At 65.6% G+C, this 15,959-nt stretch carries 15 protein-coding genes and 1 pseudogene; 7 read left to right on the forward strand and 9 right to left on the reverse strand.

All coding sequences use genetic code 11. The features are described 5' to 3' along the window. Positions 1-46: 46 nt before the first annotated feature. The 3 genes and pseudogenes from G6N68_RS14200 to G6N68_RS14210 form a co-directional block, all read left to right on the forward strand. A pseudogene (locus G6N68_RS14200) lies at positions 47-583 on the forward strand (class I SAM-dependent methyltransferase); the annotation flags it as partial. Between the two features lie 168 nt (positions 584-751). Continuing rightward, positions 752-931, forward strand: coding sequence for a hypothetical protein (locus tag G6N68_RS14205; RefSeq protein ID WP_163713249.1), 180 nt, complete (start codon positions 752-754; stop codon positions 929-931). Between the two features lie 68 nt (positions 932-999). Then, on the forward strand, positions 1,000-2,049 hold the full coding sequence (locus tag G6N68_RS14210) for a M48 family metallopeptidase (RefSeq protein ID WP_163713253.1): 1,050 nt from the start codon (positions 1,000-1,002) through the stop codon (positions 2,047-2,049). On the opposite strand, the gene G6N68_RS14215 is transcribed toward G6N68_RS14210, so the two are convergent. Then, a complete protein-coding gene (locus G6N68_RS14215; protein WP_163713257.1) occupies positions 2,046-3,188 on the reverse strand; it encodes a serpin family protein in 1,143 nt (380 codons plus the stop codon). The two genes, G6N68_RS14210 and G6N68_RS14215, sit on opposite strands and share 4 nt — an antisense overlap. Before the next feature lie 62 nt (positions 3,189-3,250). On the opposite strand from G6N68_RS14215, the gene G6N68_RS14220 reads away from it, so the two are divergent. After that, on the forward strand, positions 3,251-4,756 hold the full coding sequence (locus tag G6N68_RS14220; protein ID WP_371871580.1) for an FAD-dependent oxidoreductase: 1,506 nt from the start codon (positions 3,251-3,253) through the stop codon (positions 4,754-4,756). A 26-nt stretch (positions 4,757-4,782) separates the two neighbouring features. Here the strand turns inward: G6N68_RS14220 and G6N68_RS14225 are convergent, their stop codons facing one another. The 4 genes from G6N68_RS14225 to G6N68_RS14240 form a co-directional block, all read right to left on the reverse strand. After that, on the reverse strand, positions 4,783-5,625 hold the full coding sequence (locus G6N68_RS14225; protein ID WP_163713260.1) for a glycoside hydrolase family 16 protein: 843 nt from the start codon (positions 5,623-5,625) through the stop codon (positions 4,783-4,785). A gap of 74 nt (positions 5,626-5,699) precedes the next feature. Beyond that, complete coding sequence (locus G6N68_RS14230; RefSeq protein ID WP_163713262.1) at positions 5,700-6,878, reverse strand: PPE family protein; 1,179 nt, start codon at positions 6,876-6,878, stop codon at positions 5,700-5,702. A 63-nt stretch (positions 6,879-6,941) separates the two neighbouring features. Next, positions 6,942-8,120: a PPE family protein gene (locus G6N68_RS14235; RefSeq protein WP_163713264.1), complete on the reverse strand. Its 1,179-nt coding sequence runs from the start codon at positions 8,118-8,120 to the stop codon at positions 6,942-6,944. A 26-nt stretch (positions 8,121-8,146) separates the two neighbouring features. Beyond that, the gene (locus tag G6N68_RS14240; protein ID WP_069419359.1) at positions 8,147-8,446 is read right to left on the reverse strand and encodes a PE family protein; all 300 of its coding nucleotides are present in this window, start codon (positions 8,444-8,446) and stop codon (positions 8,147-8,149) included. A gap of 783 nt (positions 8,447-9,229) precedes the next feature. Between G6N68_RS14240 and G6N68_RS14245 the strand changes: the two genes are divergently transcribed. Next, positions 9,230-9,481 carry a hypothetical protein gene (locus tag G6N68_RS14245; RefSeq protein ID WP_163713267.1) on the forward strand — a complete coding sequence of 84 codons (252 nt, stop codon included), beginning with the start codon at positions 9,230-9,232 and terminating at the stop codon, positions 9,479-9,481. A gap of 22 nt (positions 9,482-9,503) precedes the next feature. On the opposite strand, the gene G6N68_RS14250 is transcribed toward G6N68_RS14245, so the two are convergent. Further along, positions 9,504-10,196: a cutinase family protein gene (locus G6N68_RS14250; RefSeq protein ID WP_371871581.1), complete on the reverse strand. Its 693-nt coding sequence runs from the start codon at positions 10,194-10,196 to the stop codon at positions 9,504-9,506. Between the two features lie 120 nt (positions 10,197-10,316). Here G6N68_RS14250 and G6N68_RS14255 point away from each other — a divergent pair, with 120 nt between their 5' ends. Both G6N68_RS14255 and mmaA2 read left to right on the forward strand, forming a co-directional pair. Beyond that, the gene (locus G6N68_RS14255) at positions 10,317-11,165 is read left to right on the forward strand and encodes a hypothetical protein (protein WP_163713270.1); all 849 of its coding nucleotides are present in this window, start codon (positions 10,317-10,319) and stop codon (positions 11,163-11,165) included. A 66-nt stretch (positions 11,166-11,231) separates the two neighbouring features. Next, positions 11,232-12,098, forward strand: coding sequence for a cyclopropane mycolic acid synthase MmaA2 (gene mmaA2 / locus G6N68_RS14260; protein ID WP_163713273.1), 867 nt, complete (start codon positions 11,232-11,234; stop codon positions 12,096-12,098). Here the strand turns inward: mmaA2 and G6N68_RS14265 are convergent, their stop codons facing one another. From G6N68_RS14265 to G6N68_RS14275, 3 genes are all read right to left on the reverse strand, one after another. After that, positions 12,099-12,938: a glucose 1-dehydrogenase gene (locus tag G6N68_RS14265; protein WP_163713276.1), complete on the reverse strand. Its 840-nt coding sequence runs from the start codon at positions 12,936-12,938 to the stop codon at positions 12,099-12,101. Positions 12,939-13,102: 164 nt separating this feature from the next. Next, positions 13,103-15,340, reverse strand: coding sequence for a catalase/peroxidase HPI (gene katG, locus G6N68_RS14270; protein WP_163713280.1), 2,238 nt, complete (start codon positions 15,338-15,340; stop codon positions 13,103-13,105). Positions 15,341-15,373: 33 nt separating this feature from the next. Next, positions 15,374-15,814 carry a Fur family transcriptional regulator gene (locus G6N68_RS14275; protein WP_163713284.1) on the reverse strand — a complete coding sequence of 147 codons (441 nt, stop codon included), beginning with the start codon at positions 15,812-15,814 and terminating at the stop codon, positions 15,374-15,376. Positions 15,815-15,959: the final 145 nt, after the last annotated feature.

The following is a 15,959-nucleotide window of genomic DNA, read 5'->3' on the forward strand; positions in this document are numbered from 1 at the left end:
TAAGAAGACCGCTGGCGCTGTCGGAGGTGGGTGCTATAACGCAGCTATGTCCGATTCGGCGCACGTCATTACGCATGTTTCCGATACGGCCCGGTGGACGGCATTGCACCGAGCCACCGAATCTGCACGTCCCGACGCGTTGTTCAACGACCCGTTCGCCGAACGTCTCGCGGGTCAACAGGGCCACGCCATCGTCGCCCGGGTTCCGCGATCCACTCGTAACGGCTGGTGGCTGATCGCGCGTACCAAACTTATTGACGACGCCATCCTCGAGGCGATCGCCCAGGGCTGCGACCGGGTGCTGAACCTCGCGGCCGGCCTCGACACCCGCCCTTACCGGCTGGATCTGCCGGCCGATTTCACCTGGGTGGAGGCGGACCTGCCACCGTTGCTCGCGGATAAGACGCAGCTGCTCGCCGACGCCACGCCGCGCTGCAAGCTGATCCGCAGCGCCGTCGACCTGGCCGACCCGCAGGCCCGCAGCGCCTTCTTCGACGAGGCGCTGGACGGGGCCAACAAGGCGCTTGTGCTGACCGAGGGCCTGTTGATGTACCTGGCGGAGCGCGACGTAGTTGTGACCTCATGACCGACAACCTGGCCGCCCCTACCCTGAGAAATTCACGGCAAATTCTCAACTTCGGACACGGTTTGGTCACAGGTTTGCTGGGCATCCTTTGTGACAAGCGTGAAGACGCGTCAAGACAGTCAAGTTTCGTCCGCGGACGTTGCACAGGGGGAAGGAGCTGAAATCGTGGCAAAGTCATCGAACTCTACGGTGATCGATCTGCAATCACACCCGAAGTGGATCGCGGCACATCGACACGATTGGCAGCGCCTTGAGGCCATGCGGCGCCACCCCTCCTACCTCGGTCGGCAACGTGCCGCCGCACGCATCGGCGGGCGTCGCCCGAGCGCGGACACCCCCGCCTGAGCACCGGCCGGGCCGCCCGGCTATCCCCCGATATCCTGAAAACCGGACCATCGAGGGGACTCGTTTACATGTCTCAGCCGCCCGCCACCACCCGGACCACATTTCCCGGCATAAGTTCGCGTGCTTGGGAGCATCCCGCGGATCGCACCGCGTTGTCGGCGCTACGCCGACTCAAGGGATTCGACCAGATCCTCAAGTTGTTGTCGGGCATGTTGCAGGAACGGCAGCATCGGTTGCTTTACCTGGCCAGCGCGGCCCGCGTGGGGCCGCGGCAGTTCGCCGACATCAACGCGCTGCTCGACGAATGCGCTGACGTTCTGGATGCCCCGGAGAAGCCCGAGATCTTCATCAGCCAGTCGCCCGTCGCCAACGCATACACGATCGGGATGGATCAGCCGTTCATCGTGCTGACCTCCGGGTTGTACGACCTGATGACCCACGACGAGCTGCGGTTCGTCGTCGGTCACGAACTCGGTCACGCCCTATCCGGTCACGCCGTGTACCGCACGATGATGATGCATCTGATGCGGTTGGCGCGCTCATTCGGCTTCATGCCCGTCGGCGGTTGGGCGCTGCGCGCGATTGTGGCCGCGCTACTCGAATGGCAACGCAAATCGGAACTTTCCGGCGACCGCGCCGGGCTGCTGTGCAGCCAGGACTTGGACACCGCGATCCGCGTTGAGATGAAGCTGGCCGGCGGCAACCGGCTCGACAAGCTGGACTCCGAGGCTTTCTTGGCCCAGGCGCGGGAGTACGAAAAATCCGGTGACATGGTCGATGGGGTGCTGAAACTGCTCAATCTGGAGCTGCAGACGCATCCGTTCTCGGTGCTGCGCGCCGCCGCGCTGACCCGCTGGGTGGACACCGGAGGTTACGGCCGCATCATGTCGGGGGATTACCCGCGCCGCGAGGACGACGGAAAGTTCTCTGTCACAGATGATTTCGGCGAAGCAGCCCGCCATTACAAGGACGGCTTCGACCAATCGGACGACCCGTTGATCAGGGGCATCCGGGACGGCCTCGGCGGCGTCGTCGACGGCGTGGGGCGCGCCGCCACCACCGCCGCAGATACGTTGGGCCGCAAGATCAACGAATGGCGCCAGCCCCGCAACGGCTAACCCGTCGCAACGGCGCTCACTTCGGCCGGCTCACCAACCCACGCGGCAAAGACGGGGACACCGGCCCACGGGTCGCGCCTGCGACGCCCACCGGCCACGGCGACCACCGCGTAGGGATGACCGAAACGCAGTGTGGCCGTTCGCGATAGCCCCGACGGCAGCATCGCACCGCGCAGCGCGACCGCGGTCACGGCCGCCGCCTCGAAGCCAAACCGGCCGTAACGGGCCACCGCGGATTGCCGCGCATCCACGTTGGGCGGCAGCGACACGGCCGCGCCGAGCGCTCGGGCCGCCGCACCGAAACCAAGGCGCGGATCAGCGCTCAGGTCATGGTCCGATGATGCCGTCCAGGCCGGCAACACCACCCGGACCTGGTCACCACCAGGCCGGCGTTCCTCGGTGATCGTCCAGAAATCCCCCTGTCCCAGAGGCATTTTGGACAGTTCCCGGCGGCGTACGGGGCTTCCGTTCGCTTCCCGACGTGCGATGTCGTGCGCCGCGGCCAGCACCGCCTCGGACGGCGCGTCCGCGCGCGCGATGACCGACGTCACTTGGAGGGAGTCGCCGCTGAAGGCGGTGTGCACCGCCACGAGGCCCAGATCCGCGACTTCGGTGAGGTAGCCGTGGGCGTCGCGCAGCGTCAAGGCGTCGGCAACCTGTGCACTCCACGGCGAGCCCAGTTCGGCGGCGTCGACAACGTCGTACGGGCGCAGCCAGGTGATACGGGTCGCCAACGCGCTGGCCAACACCGCCGCCATGCCCGACACCCCGACCGGGAAGCGATCGATCAGGCCGTCGGTGTGGTCGCGGGCCCACGCATCCGCCTGCGCCTGGGTGGGGATGGGGCCCGTTTGGACAGCGGCGGGCAACTGCTCCGGCCAATCGTCCAGGCCCCACATCGCCAGCGCGACCCGAACCGCCTCGGGCGGGTCGGCAAGCAGATCATCGAGCGCCCGTCGGGCGCGCTTCACATTGGTTCCGAGCGCCTCTTCGAGCTCGTCTCGGATCTCCCCGCGCGCTACTGGTGCAGTCAGCGCCAGTATCAACCACGCACCGAGCGGCGAGGATACCGAGTGCGCTTCGGTGTGCAGGCGGCGGAAATTCCTGGCATATCTGACAACGAGCGCGCCGACGTCCACGCACCGCACTGTAACCAGGTGTGCGGTGTTTCAGCTGGCCTGTGCCGGGTATCAAGCCACACGTGACTTCTCTGTGGATGGCCAATCGGGCCGAACCCTCCTGGACCGCAAGCACGCTGGACGACGGCCATTCGGCCGACGTCATCGTCGTCGGCGCCGGTATCACCGGACTGACGACCGCCGTCTTGTTGGCGCGCGCCGGCAAAGACGTGTTGGTGGTGGAAGCGCGTAAGGTCGGCGCCTGCGCCTCCGGCAACACCACCGCCAAGCTGAGCCTGCTGCAGGGCACCCAGCTGACAAGCGTCCAGGCCAAGCACAGCAAGAAGGTCGCTCGCGCTTACGTCGAAGGCAATCGCGAGGGCATGGAGTGGGTGCTCAACTACTGCGAGACGAACAAGATCCCCGTGCAACGCGAGGACGCGTACACCTACGCCCAATCGCAACGGGGAGTTCCGTCGGCACGCATCGAACTCAAGGCCTGCGAGGCGGCGGGACTGCCCGTCGAATGGGCCGACGATGCCGACGTGCCGTTCCCGTACCACGGCGGTGTGCGGCTGGCCAATCAGGCGCAGTTCGACCCGATGCCGTTTCTGGACTCGTTGGCGGCAGAATTACTCGAGCGGGGCGGACGCCTGGTCGAGCGCACCCGGGTACGCCGGGTGTCCCTGCTGGGCAAGGGCCCACGCGTGTACGTCACCGATGCGACCCAACGCGAGATCGAACTTCAAGCCGACAAGCTCGTGCTCGCAACGGGAACTCCGATTCTGGACCGCGGCGGGTACTTCGCCCGGGTCAAGCCATCGCGGTCCTACTGCCTGGCCTTCAAAGTGCCGGGCTCCATCACCCGGCCGATGATGCTTTCCACCGATTCGCCGACGCGTTCGGTGCGCTACGCGCCGACCCCGGACGGCGAATTGTTGATCGTCGGCGGCGCCGGACACACGGTCGGGCGGAAGAAAAGCCCGTCGCAAGCACTCGAGGAACTGACCTCCTGGACCCGTAAGCACTACCCAGGCGCGGAGCAGACGCATTTCTGGTCGGCGCAGGATTACACCCCGATCGACAGCCTGCCCTACGTCGGCCCCATCTTGCCGAACAGCGAAAGCATTTACATCGCAACGGGATTCAACAAGTGGGGGATGACCAACGGGCCCGCCGCCGCGTTGGCGTTGTCCAGCCGGATCCTGGGCGGGCGCATGGACTGGGCCGACGCGTTCGCCAGCTGGAGCCGCCATGAGATCACCGGCCTGCCGACTGCCCTGCAAGCCAACCTCGAGGTCGGTTTCTATCTGCCGAGGGGATGGATCACCCCGGCGACGCGCACTGCCCGACGCAGTCCCGAACAGGACGAGGGCGGCGTGGTCAGCGGACCGCCGTGGCACCTGGAAGCCCGAAGCCGAATCAGCGGGACCGAAAAGCAGGTCTCGCCGGTATGTCCACATCTTGGCGGCATCGTGAACTGGAACGACGCGGACCAGGCTTGGGAGTGCCCGCTGCACGGCTCGCGATTCGCGCCCGACGGCACGGTGCTGGAAGGGCCCGCCACCCGCGATCTGACTCCGTGCTGACTACGGTTTGCACGGCCGGGTAGGCGTCACCAGACTCGGACGTAGTCCACCAGCATCTGGGCGGGATAGGTTCCGGGGCCCGGGTCACCGCCGCCGGAGCCGGCAACCGCCAGATTCAGGATCGGGAACACCTGGTAGCCCGGGTTGTTGAAGGGCCAGTCCGCCAGGGAGTTGGCCGGCACCGTGAAGTAGGGCTGCGCGCCGTCGCTGTAGTCCAGCCAGAACCGCATCCCGGCTTCGTCCCATTGGACCCGCCAGGTGTGCCACCCGCTGTCCACCCCGATGTTGTGCGTCTTCCATTCGGAGCCGTTCGCGCGGGCGTGCACGGTGGTCGCCGAGGGCCACTTGCCGTTTCCGTACCACTCGATGATGTCGATCTCACCCTGCGCGTCACTGGACAACCACCAGGCCGGCCAGGCGCCTGCCGTCAGGCACTCAAACTTGATGCGCGCTTCCCAGGTGTGGCCGATGCCCCCCTGCCAGGGGCTGAACACCTTGCCGCCGTAATAGGTGTCGCCCTCCTTGAAGGCGCGAATGACCAGGTTGGAGTTGCCGTCGACGAAGACGTTCCGCCGGTCGTCGCGGTACTGCCCGACGTGCTCGGGCATTTCCCAGTACGTCGGATCCTTCATCGTTTCGCGGGCCTTGGACACCGTCCATTTCGAGGGGTCCGGGGCCGAACCGGCCGGGCCGTCGAACTCGTCGTGGAAGATGTATGTCCCCGTGGTGCCGCTGGGCGCCGCCGGCGGTGGGACCCGGTCCAACGGGCGGGGGAGTGGATCAGCGTGAACGGGGGCCGCTGGTAGCGCGGCCGCGCCGGTCAGCAGGCCCGTCATCAATAGCAAACGGCGACGATCAATTTCCGGCATTAGCAAGGCACCCTAGCAGCCGCGTCGGACCCGATGAAAATCGACGACCTGCCGCTTGGCGCCGTCCGGAGCCACTAACCGGCCGCCGGAGGCCTGGTCATGAAGGTCAACCTGAACCCGTACGACGGGGTCTTGCGACCGTTACCGGCGTTGATGTACTGCCCGAACGGCGGGGCCACCGGAACGTGGTCGGCGACGGCGCCCTCGACGGCGGCCTCGATCGCCGAGACGTTCGCGGCGGCTGCGACCCCCGGGTTGGGCGTGACGCTGGCCGTCCAGGATGCCGGAACGGACAAGCCCCCAACCGGAACCGACCGACCCAGGCCCGCCGCCACGCTGCCGACGCTGCTCGACAGCTTGGGTGCGGCGTTGGCGGCCGCCGAGGCGGCCTGAGCGGCGCCTTGGGCCACCGGAGCCACACCGGCGAACTTGGCCAGATTGATCGAACCGCTGCTCGCCTGCCCCAGCGCCTGTCCCGACTGAAACACCGCTTGCAGTACCGGAAAGTATTGCGGGATGTATTTCGTGTAAACAGAGAGGTCGTCGAACGGCGTGTGGGCGATGAGCCACTGGTCGATCGCTTGGCCGTCGATCGGCGCCGACAGGGTCTTCAAGACGTCGCTGACCCTCGCGTGGAGTTGTGACGTCGCCTGGAAGATCCCGTCCTGGGCGGCTTCGGTCTGGGCTTTGAGCACCGATGTGGCCTGGTCGAGCAACCCGCCGGGGTTCACCACCTCGGCCGGCTCCGGCAATTCCCCCAACTGCGTCGCCGCCGCCGAACTGCCCGCGTAGGCGTACATGGCCGCCGCGTCCTGAGCCCAGAACTCCATGTACGCGGCCTCGGTGGCGGCGATCGCCGGGGTGTTCTGCCCGAGGGAGTTGGTGGCCACCAGCGCCGCCAACAACGCCCGATTGGCCGCGATCACCGGCGGGGGCACAGTTGCCCCGAACGCCACCTCGAAGGCCGTCGCCGCGGCGTAGGCCTGGGCGGAGGCCTCTTCGGCTTCCTCCGCACTGCTGTCCAGCCAGGTAATGAACGGAGTGGCGGCAGCGAGCAGCTGCGCTGATGCTGCTCCCAGCCACGGACCGCTCGTCAGCCCGGTAATCACCGAACGGTGGCCCGCCGCGACCGCCTGCAAGTCGGCCGCCAACGCGCCCCACGCCGATGCGGCTGCGAGCAGCGGTCCCGCCCCCGGACCGGCATATAAGCGCCCAGAGTTGATCTCGGGCGGCAAGACGCCATAGTCAACCATCGCTTGTCATCCCCTGATGCCTGTAGACCGCTCAGCCGGCAGCCGCTGCGGTGATCCGGCCGATTAACCGGCGGCCGGCGGCTTCGCCATGACGGACGGCTTGAACCCGTACGTCGGCTGATTTCGGCCGTAACCGCCGTTGAGGAACTGCCCGAACGGCGGGGCCATGGGGAAGCTGTTCGTGCCTTCGGCGGCCGCCGTTATCGCGGTGGCGACTCCCGGATTGGTGGTGGTCTGCCAGGGCACCCAACTTGCCGGCGCCGAGAGCCCGCCGATCGGGACCGCCTTGCCCAGGCCCGCTGCCACACCGGCCGCAGTCGACCCGATGTTCGCCCCCGCGTTGGCCGCGGCAGCCCCGGCCGCCTGGGCCGCGCCTTCGGCCGCCTTGGCCGCCGTGGCCGCCGGCTTCGCGAAATTGGCCATGGCCGTCAGACCGTTGCTGACCTGGCCGAAGGACTGCGTCGACTGAATTCCGCACGCCACCGTAGAGACATATGGCGCGAGGTACTTGCTGAACAGCCCAACCACGTCGTCGAACGGCGTGTGGGCCACCAACCACTGGTCGATCGCGGAACCGTTGATCGGCCCGGCCAGTGTCTTCAGCACTTCGGAGACCCTGGGGTTGATCTGGTTCAGCACGTTGCCGACGTGGGTGGCGACGACCTGGTTCTGCGCCTTGAACACCGCGATTGCCTGGTCGACCGCGGCGCCGGGGTCCACCACTTCCGCCGGTGCGGGCAGATCCGCCAGCTTGGTGGCCGCGGCCGCCCTGGCCGCGTAGGTGTACATCGCCTCGGAATCCTGCGCCCAGAACTCGGCGTACTGAGCCTCGGTCGTCCCGATTGCCTGGCTGTTCTGCCCCAAGATATTGGTCGCGACCAACTCGGCCAGCAAGGCGCGGTTGGCCGCGATCAATGGGGGCGCAACGGAGCCGGCGAACGCCGCCTCGTACGCCGTCGCTGCCGCGCTCGCCTGACTCGCGGCATTCGCGGCCTCGTCGGCGCTGATCTCCAGCCAAGTGATGAACGGGCTCACCGACGCAAGCAGCGACCCCGCGGCCGGTCCCAGCCAGGGGCCGCTGGTCAGCGAGGTAATCACCGACCGGTGGCCCGCGACGGCTTCTTGCAGTTCAGCGGCCAGGCCGGCCCATGCCGCCGCGGCCGCCACCAGCGAGCCGGCGCCCGGGCCGGCGTAGATCTTCGCCGAGTTGATCTCCGGCGGCAACAATCCGTAGTCCACCATCAGTACCCCCTCCTCACCCAGGCCGACTAGAGCGCCGCAGCCGCGTTGGCCGCCTCGGTCTCCGCGTACGAACCCGCGCTGGTCGCCAACGTCGCCGACAACGCCGCCTGAATCTGCGCGGCCCTGGCGTGCAGTTCCTGGAACCGGGCGGCGTGGGTGGCGAACTGGGCCGCCGTCAGCACCGAAACCTCATCGACGGCCGCTGGGACGACTCCGGTCGTCGGGCCGGCCGCAGTGGCGTTCGCGACGTTCAATGAAGCACCGATCGACTGCAGGTTGCTGGCGGCCGCCGCCAACACCTCTGGATACGCAGTGACGAAAGACATAAGATTCCTCCAGCGACCAGTGGGGATAAATGCGAACACGTCGCTGTGCTCGTCGAACACCTCATGGCGTTCCGTTGTCGTTGAGGACGGTATTGACAGCGAGAGGGCGGGTTCAAAACGCCCGAAACCGTCAAAACAATGCTGATCTTGACGTTTGATCAACATTCATCCTGATTTTAACTCAGATTTTTCACAGGTAATGCAAAGGACGTTTAGGCGGGCTGCGGCGATATTCGAGCCGCGCGCTTGTCGCGCCACTTGGTGCCGGTCCACGGCCCGCCCAGCCCCCGACGGCAAGCTCCGTGGTGCGTTCACCCTTACGCGGTGATGCGTCTATTTCCCTCTAGCCCAAGCAATTTTAGTGTCTAGCACCCCTCAACACCGATCGCCAGCAACGTCAACGAGTTGTGGGTGAGAGCGCTTCGCGGCGCCTTTGCAGCTTGGTCGAAGACATTCGTCCGTCGGCATTGTCGGTATCGGAGACTGGACCGCTAGCACAGTCCCTACTAATCACAAAGAATATTGTTCAGGATGAAAATATGACCTAATTCGTGGTCAAGAATTAAAATTCTGGTGAATATATTTATTCTCTATGCCCACGGCACGCCCTGCGTCTGAGTGGACAGATTAAATTTCAATCTGATTTTATCGCCGCCGCCATGGTCGCCGGCTGAATTCGACCGACTCGGGCCAACCGATGGGGTTTGGACCGGCCCGCATTCTTGGCCAAGGCGTAGCTCGCATGTGACTTCGGCGCGACGGTGGCGCGGGACGCTGTTATTCATGACGGCGCTGGCGGTTGCCCCCGCATTGGTGGCGGCCCTGTGCATCGGCTACCACTTCGGCCGCCGCGCGGACGCCAAGACCCTTACCTGGAAACAGCGGACCAGTCGGATAGCGCTCGGTAGACGCGCGATCGCTTTGGGCGCCCTGCTGCTAGCCCGTCGCCTTCAGCACGGCTTCCTAAAGCAGCACACCCTCGCGGCCGCAAGCCGCAAGCAGCTTGGGTCGGTGGCCCGACAGCTACTCCGCTGAACCGGTCGCCCGGTTAGCCGGCTTACAGCTTGCTCGCGACGAAGTCGGCGGCCTGGTTCGCCATCCCGTCCTTGACGTACGCATTGGCCAGGTGCTGCGGCCAGTTCTGCTCCCAGGTGTTCGGGTCGGCCGGGTTACAGACCGGGTCGGCCCCGTGACACAGCTCGATGGTCCGGTCGTTGTAGATGGGATTGAAGTTGGTGATCGGACCCACCCACTGGCTGCCATTGCCGAACAGGGCGACGGCCGCGATGTGCTGGTCAATCCCCCCGGGGAGCGGGCTGTCGAACTTAAAGACATTCATCGGGACCGCCAGCACCACATCGGTCACCGCCGCGCCGAGCGAGTAGCCGCCAAGCACCAACCGAGTGTTTGGGCAGTTGGCGGCCACGCTCTGAATGTGGTGGCTCATGTCGTTGGCGCCGATGTCGATCTCCGTGTCGGCCGGGTACCGCACCGCGTATGTCGCCATGCTCTTGCCGCCGATCCGAGAGCGGAGCGCGTTGATGAAGGCATTGCCGAGGATTCCGGGTCCAGGTGATTCATACCGGCCGCGGGCGAAAACGACCTCCACGTCGGGGCAGTTCGCCGCTGCGGCGATTCCCACGCCCCCCGGCGTTCCGGGCGGCAGGACGGCGGCAGCCACCGAAAGCGACGCCGCGATAAACATCGCCGCGAGGACAACGATCGATTGACGAGAAACGATGGCACGCACGGGATGATGGTAGCCACTCCTGGGCACTGTTGGCATGCTTCTACCGCCTTTCACTCAGCCGTAACCACCCGCTGCGGCAAGACTGCTCATCTCGTTCGGTCGGCGAGGGATCATGGCCATATGGCCGACGAGGAACTCGACGCCTTATACGTGGTACCACCAGAAGCTTTTACTGCCGAACGCACCAGGTTGGCCAAGGCCGCCAAGTCCCGCGGTGATGCCGACGCCGCCAAGCGCATCTCCGCTGCGCGCAAGCCGACGACGGTGGCTTGGACGGCCAACTTGCTGGCGCTTCGGCACCCCGACGCGGTCCAGCGCCTGGCCGCCCTTGGTGACCGACTGCAGCAGGCGCACACCGAGATGGACGGCGCCAAGATCCGCGAGTTGTCCGCCAAGCAACGGGCCCTCATCGAAGAACTCTCGAAGGACGCGTTCAAACTGGCTTCCGAGTCGGGAAACGTGAAGACGCCGTCAGCGACGCTGCGCGACGACCTGACCGGCACGCTGCAGGCCGCAATCGCTGATGCCGAGGTCAGGGGGCGGTTGGGTCGACTGACCAAAGCTGAGCAGTGGTCCGGCTTCGGTGGCTTCGGCGAGGCGGCCCCAGCGCCGTCCCGGAAGGAGTCCCGCAAGGAGAAGCCGAAACCGTCGGCATCCGCGCGGGATGACAGCAAGCGCGCAGACAGCAAGGACGACAAGGCGCGCCAGAAGGCGCAGGAGCAGGAGAAACTGCAGGCTGCCGTCGCCGAGGCAGAGCAGGTCAAGACGAAAGCCGACGCCAAGGTGTCCGAGCTGCAATCCGAACGAGATGCGGCTCGGCAACGCCGCGACGATGCTGCGGCTACGCTGCGGGAGGCCGAACGCGCTCTCGACAGCGCCGAGGCTCGATATGAAAAGGCGATGAAAGCCAGCGACGCCGCGAAGGAGTCGGTCAGCGCCGCCAAGGCGCGATTGAATCGACTGCACTAGTGCACAGGCTGCCAGCGGCGTGGGAGCATTATTCGCCGAACGACCTCGGAAGGGCACCACAACACCATGGCCGAAGATCTGACGCCGCACTTCGACGACGTGCAGGCGCACTACGACCTGTCCGACGACTTCTTCCGGCTGTTTCTGGACCCGACCCAGACTTACAGCTGCGCGTACTTCGAGCGCGACGACATGACCCTGGAAGAAGCTCAGCTCGCCAAGATCGACCTGTCGCTGGGCAAGCTGGGCCTGGAGCCCGGGATGACCTTGCTTGATATCGGTTGCGGCTGGGGCGCCACCCTGCGCCGGGCCATCGAGAAGTACGACGTCAACGTCGTCGGCCTGACGCTGAGCAAGAACCAGGCCGCGCACGTACAGCGGAAGTTCGACGAGATGGACACCTCTCGGACCAGGCGGGTGCTGCTCAACGGCTGGGAACAGTTCACCGAGCCCGTCGACCGCATCGTGTCGATCGGCGCCTTCGAACACTTCGGCCACGACCGGCACGCCGACTTCTTCAAGCGCGCCGCCGAGATACTGCCCGACGACGGCGTGATGATGCTGCACACGATCACCGGTTACTCGCGACAGCAGATGACCGACCTGGGCTTGCCGCTGTCCATGCGGATCCTGCGGTTCTTCCACTTCATCAAGACCGAGATCTTCCCGGGCGGTGCGCCGCCGCTCATCGAGATGGTGGAGGAGCACTCCAGCGCCGCGGGCTTCACGCTGACCCTCAACCAGTCGCTGCGGCCGCACTACGCCAGGACGCTCGACCTGTGGGCACAGGCGCTGGAGGCTCACAAGGAGCAGGCCATCGAGATTCAGTCCGAAGAGGTCTACGACCGCTACATGCACTACCTGACCGGTTGCGCCAACCTGTTCCGCGACGGCTACATCGACGTCAACCAGTTCACGCTGGTCAAGCAGTAGCTACAGAATCGGCCTGCCGCCGGTGACGGCGACCCGGGCCCCGGAGATGTAGCTCGCGTCGTCGGAGGCCAACAGCACGTAGACCGCGGCCAACTCCGCCGGCTGACCGGCACGCCCCAGCGGCACGTTGTCGCCGAACGCCTTCACCTTCTCCGGCGACATGGTCGCGGGAATCAGCGGCGTCCACACCGGGCCCGGCGCCACGCTGTTGACCCGAATGCCTTGCGGCCCAAGAAGTTGGGCCAGACTGGCCGAGAAGTTGGCTATCGCCGCCTTGGTGGCGGCATATGGGGCCAGGGTGGGGTTGGGCGAGTCGGAATTCACCGACGAACTGCCGATGATCGACGCACCGGCCTTCATGTGCGGCAGCGCCGCCTTGGCCAGATAGAAATAGGCTCCCACGTTGAGTTTGAACGTGTAGTCCCATTCCTCGTCGGAGATTTCCTCGAGCGTCTCGTGCATCATCTGGTAGGCCGCGTTGTTGACCAGGACGTCGATCTGACCGAACTCCGACACCGCGCGATCGACAACGGCACGACAATGGTCCGGGTCGGAAAGGTCGCCTTTGACCAGCACGCACTTGCGCCCGGCGTCCTCCACATATCGTGCGACGGCTTGGGCGTCCTCGTCCTCGTTCAGATAGGAGATCAGCACGTCGGCGCCTTCTCGCGCGTAGGCGATTGCGACGGCGCGGCCAATGCCGCTGTCACCGCCGGTGATAACGGCGCTCTTACCGACCAGTTTTCCCGAACCGACGTAGCTCTGCTCGCCGCAATCCGGGACCGGATCCATGCGGGCCTGAATGCCCGGGACGGCCTGTTGCTGCTCGGGAAATCCCATGCGCTGCTTCCTATCTGTTACGGCTGCCACGTCGGTTGTCACCGGGAGGGGTAGCCGGTGCGGGCTCGGATAAACCCGACGACGTGCGCAAACCAGACACAGACGACGACACCCCGCGGGGCTGGCCCGCGGGGTGTCGACCGAGCGATGGTTAGTTCAGATGGCTACTTCAGGTCGAACCGGTCGTTGTTCATGACCTTGACCCAGGCCGCGACGAAGTCCTCGACGAACTTGCCGCCGTTGTCGTCCTGCGCGTACACCTCGGCGAGGCCCCGCAGCACCGAATTCGAGCCGAACACAAGGTCATTGGCGGTAGCGGTCCACTTGCGCGTCCCGGTAGCCCGATCGAATCCCTCGTAGACGTTCTCCGCGGTCTCCGACGCCTTCCACTCCGTGTTCATATCGAGCAGGTTGACGAAGAAGTCGTTGGTCAACGCGCCGACCTTGTCGGTGAACACACCGTGCTTGCTGCCACCGTGATTGGCACCAAGGGCCCGCAGACCACCGACCAGGACCGTGAGCTCGGGAGCGGTCACGCCCAGGAGGTAAGCCCGCTCGATCAACAACTGTTCGAGCGGCGCCTTCTCGCCGGGTCGGACGTAGTTGCGGAACCCGTCGGCCCGCGGTTCGAGCACCGCGAACGACTCCACATCGGTGAGCTCCTGCGTGGTGTCGGTCCGTCCGGGCGCAAAATGCACCGAGATCTCGTAGCCGGCGTCCTTGGCCGCCTTCTCGACGGCGGCGGACCCGGCCAGCACGATCAGGTCGGCCAACGAGATCTTCTTTCCCCCGGAGGCGGACGCGTTGAAGTCGGCCTGGATCTTCTCCAAAACCGGCAGCACCTTGTCCAGCTCGGACGGCTCGTTGATCTCCCAGTTCCGCTGCGGTTCGAGACGCAACCGCGCCCCGTTGGCGCCGCCGCGCTTGTCGGTGTTGCGGTAACTGCCCGCAGACGACCACGCCGTCTTCACCAGCTGCTGAACCGTCAGACCGGACTCGAGCACCTTGGCCTTGAGGTCCGCGACGTCCTGCTCGTCGACCAGCGGGTGATCCACGGGCGGAACGGGATCCTGCCAGAGCTGCGGCTCGGGAATCCAGGGGCCGAGGTAACGGGAGATCGGTCCCATGTCGCGGTGCAGCAGCTTGTACCAGGCCTTGGCGAACGCGTCGGCCAACTCGTCGGGGTTCTTCAACCAACGGCTGGTGATCTCGCGGTAGATCGGGTCCTCGCGCAACGAGACGTCGGTGACCAGCATCGTGGGGTTGCGGCCAGGTCCGCCGAACGGATCCGGGATCGTGCCCGCACCGGTACCGTCCTTCGCCGTGTACTGCCAGGCTCCGGCGGGGCTCTTGGTCAGTTCCCACTCGTAGCCGTACAGGTTTTCCAGGAAGGTGTTGTCCCACTTGGTCGGTGTGGGCGTCCAGACCACCTCAAGGCCGCTCGTGATCGCGTCCTTGCCAGCTCCGCTGCCGTACGAGCTCTTCCAGCCCAAGCCCTGCTGCTCGATCGGGGCGGCCTCCGGCTCTGGTCCGACCAGGTCGGCGTCGCCGGCACCGTGCGTCTTGCCGAAGCTGTGCCCGCCAACGATGAGGGCGGCCGTCTCCTCGTCGTTCATGGCCATCCGGCCGAACGTCTCGCGGATGTCTTTCGCCGCGGCGATGGGATCCGGTTTGCCTTCGGGGCCTTCGGGATTGACGTAGATCAGGCCCATCGTGGTCGCGCCGTACGGCTGGGCGAGTTCGCGCTCGCCGGAGTAGCGCTTGCTGGTGCCCAACCATTCGTCCTCTTCGCCGAAGAGGACTTCCTCGGGTTCTGAGACGTCGGGCCGTCCGAAGGCAAACCCAAAGGTTTTGAATCCCATGTGCTCCAGGGCGACGTTGCCGGCGAGCACCAGCAGATCCGCCCAGGAGATCTTGTTGCCGTGCTTCTTCTTGACCGGCCACAGCAGTCGACGCGCCTTGTCCAGATTCGCGTTGTCTGGCCAGCTGTTGAGCGGGGCGAAGCGCTGCAGGCCTTGGCCGGCGCCGCCGCGGCCGTCGAAAATCCGGTAGGTACCGGCGGCGTGCCAGCTCATCCGGATGAACAGACCGCCGTAGTGGCCGTAGTCGGCCGGCCACCAGTCTTGCGAGGTGGTCATGACCGAGATCAGGTCGGCCTTGAGGGCATCCACGTCCAGCTTGGCGAACTCCGCGGCGTAGTCGAAGTCTGCGCCGAAGGGGTTGCCCAACGGGTTCTGTGGGTGCAGCTTGGATACATCGACCTGGTTGGGCCACCAGTCTTGGTTCCTCAGTGGCGCCCCTTCCTTCGGCTTAGGAGAGGGGATTGCCGGATTTTCGCTCTCGCTGGTGCTCGCCGACTCATTGGGGGCGGGCGGGCGGCTATCAGAGGTATCGGTTGACACTACATTCCTTCCAGTGAGTTGAATCGGGCTGAATTACGAACGGACGGTGGAACATTCGGGACACAGGCCCCAATAGATGACTTCGGCCTCAACGAGAACGAAGCCATCCAAGATGTTTTCGTCGTCAGACGGTGTCAGGCAGGGCGCCTCACCCACCGCGCAGTCGACATCGGCAATGACACCGCACGACCGGCACACCACGTGGTGATGGTTGTCTCCGACCCGCGACTCGTAGCGGGCGACCATACCCAGCGGTTGTATACGCCGTACCAAACCAACTGCGGTCAGTGCGTTGAGCACGTCGTAGACGGCTTGTCGGGAAACCTCGGGGAGGCCGACCCGCACTGCCGAAAAGATCGTTTCGGTATCTGCGTGTGGATGGGCATACACCGCCTCCAGGACCGCAATCCTGGGCCGGGTCACACGCAGTTCGGCCATTCGCAGCCGGTCGGCGTAGTCCGCCGTTGAGGGCACGTCGTCATCAATACGCCCCTTTCTGGACCGAGTCAAGACTCGATGGAGATGTGTCTTGGGCGGCCGCGAATAACGTTGTAATGCAAGCGCTTTGGTGCCGAACGTCACGCTGGCGCGGCGCTGGGATGCGATTGACGCGCTAGCG

Origin of the sequence: Mycobacterium bourgelatii (genome assembly GCF_010723575.1) — a bacterium.
Taxonomy (GTDB): domain Bacteria; phylum Actinomycetota; class Actinomycetes; order Mycobacteriales; family Mycobacteriaceae; genus Mycobacterium; species Mycobacterium bourgelatii.

Coding starts and splice junctions, on each gene's coding strand:
- G6N68_RS14210 (WP_163713253.1), top strand. CDS start 1,000: ATGTCTCAGCCGCCCGCCACCACCCGGACCACATTTCCCGGCATAAGT.
- G6N68_RS14235 (WP_163713264.1), bottom strand. CDS start 8,120: ATGGTGGACTACGGATTGTTGCCGCCGGAGATCAACTCGGCGAAGATC.
- G6N68_RS14225 (WP_163713260.1), bottom strand. CDS start 5,625: ATGCCGGAAATTGATCGTCGCCGTTTGCTATTGATGACGGGCCTGCTG.
- mmaA2 (WP_163713273.1), top strand. CDS start 11,232: ATGGCCGAAGATCTGACGCCGCACTTCGACGACGTGCAGGCGCACTAC.
- G6N68_RS14230 (WP_163713262.1), bottom strand. CDS start 6,878: ATGGTTGACTATGGCGTCTTGCCGCCCGAGATCAACTCTGGGCGCTTA.
- G6N68_RS14255 (WP_163713270.1), top strand. CDS start 10,317: ATGGCCGACGAGGAACTCGACGCCTTATACGTGGTACCACCAGAAGCT.
- G6N68_RS14245 (WP_163713267.1), top strand. CDS start 9,230: ATGACGGCGCTGGCGGTTGCCCCCGCATTGGTGGCGGCCCTGTGCATC.
- G6N68_RS14240 (WP_069419359.1), bottom strand. CDS start 8,446: ATGTCTTTCGTCACTGCGTATCCAGAGGTGTTGGCGGCGGCCGCCAGC.
- G6N68_RS14265 (WP_163713276.1), bottom strand. CDS start 12,938: ATGGGATTTCCCGAGCAGCAACAGGCCGTCCCGGGCATTCAGGCCCGC.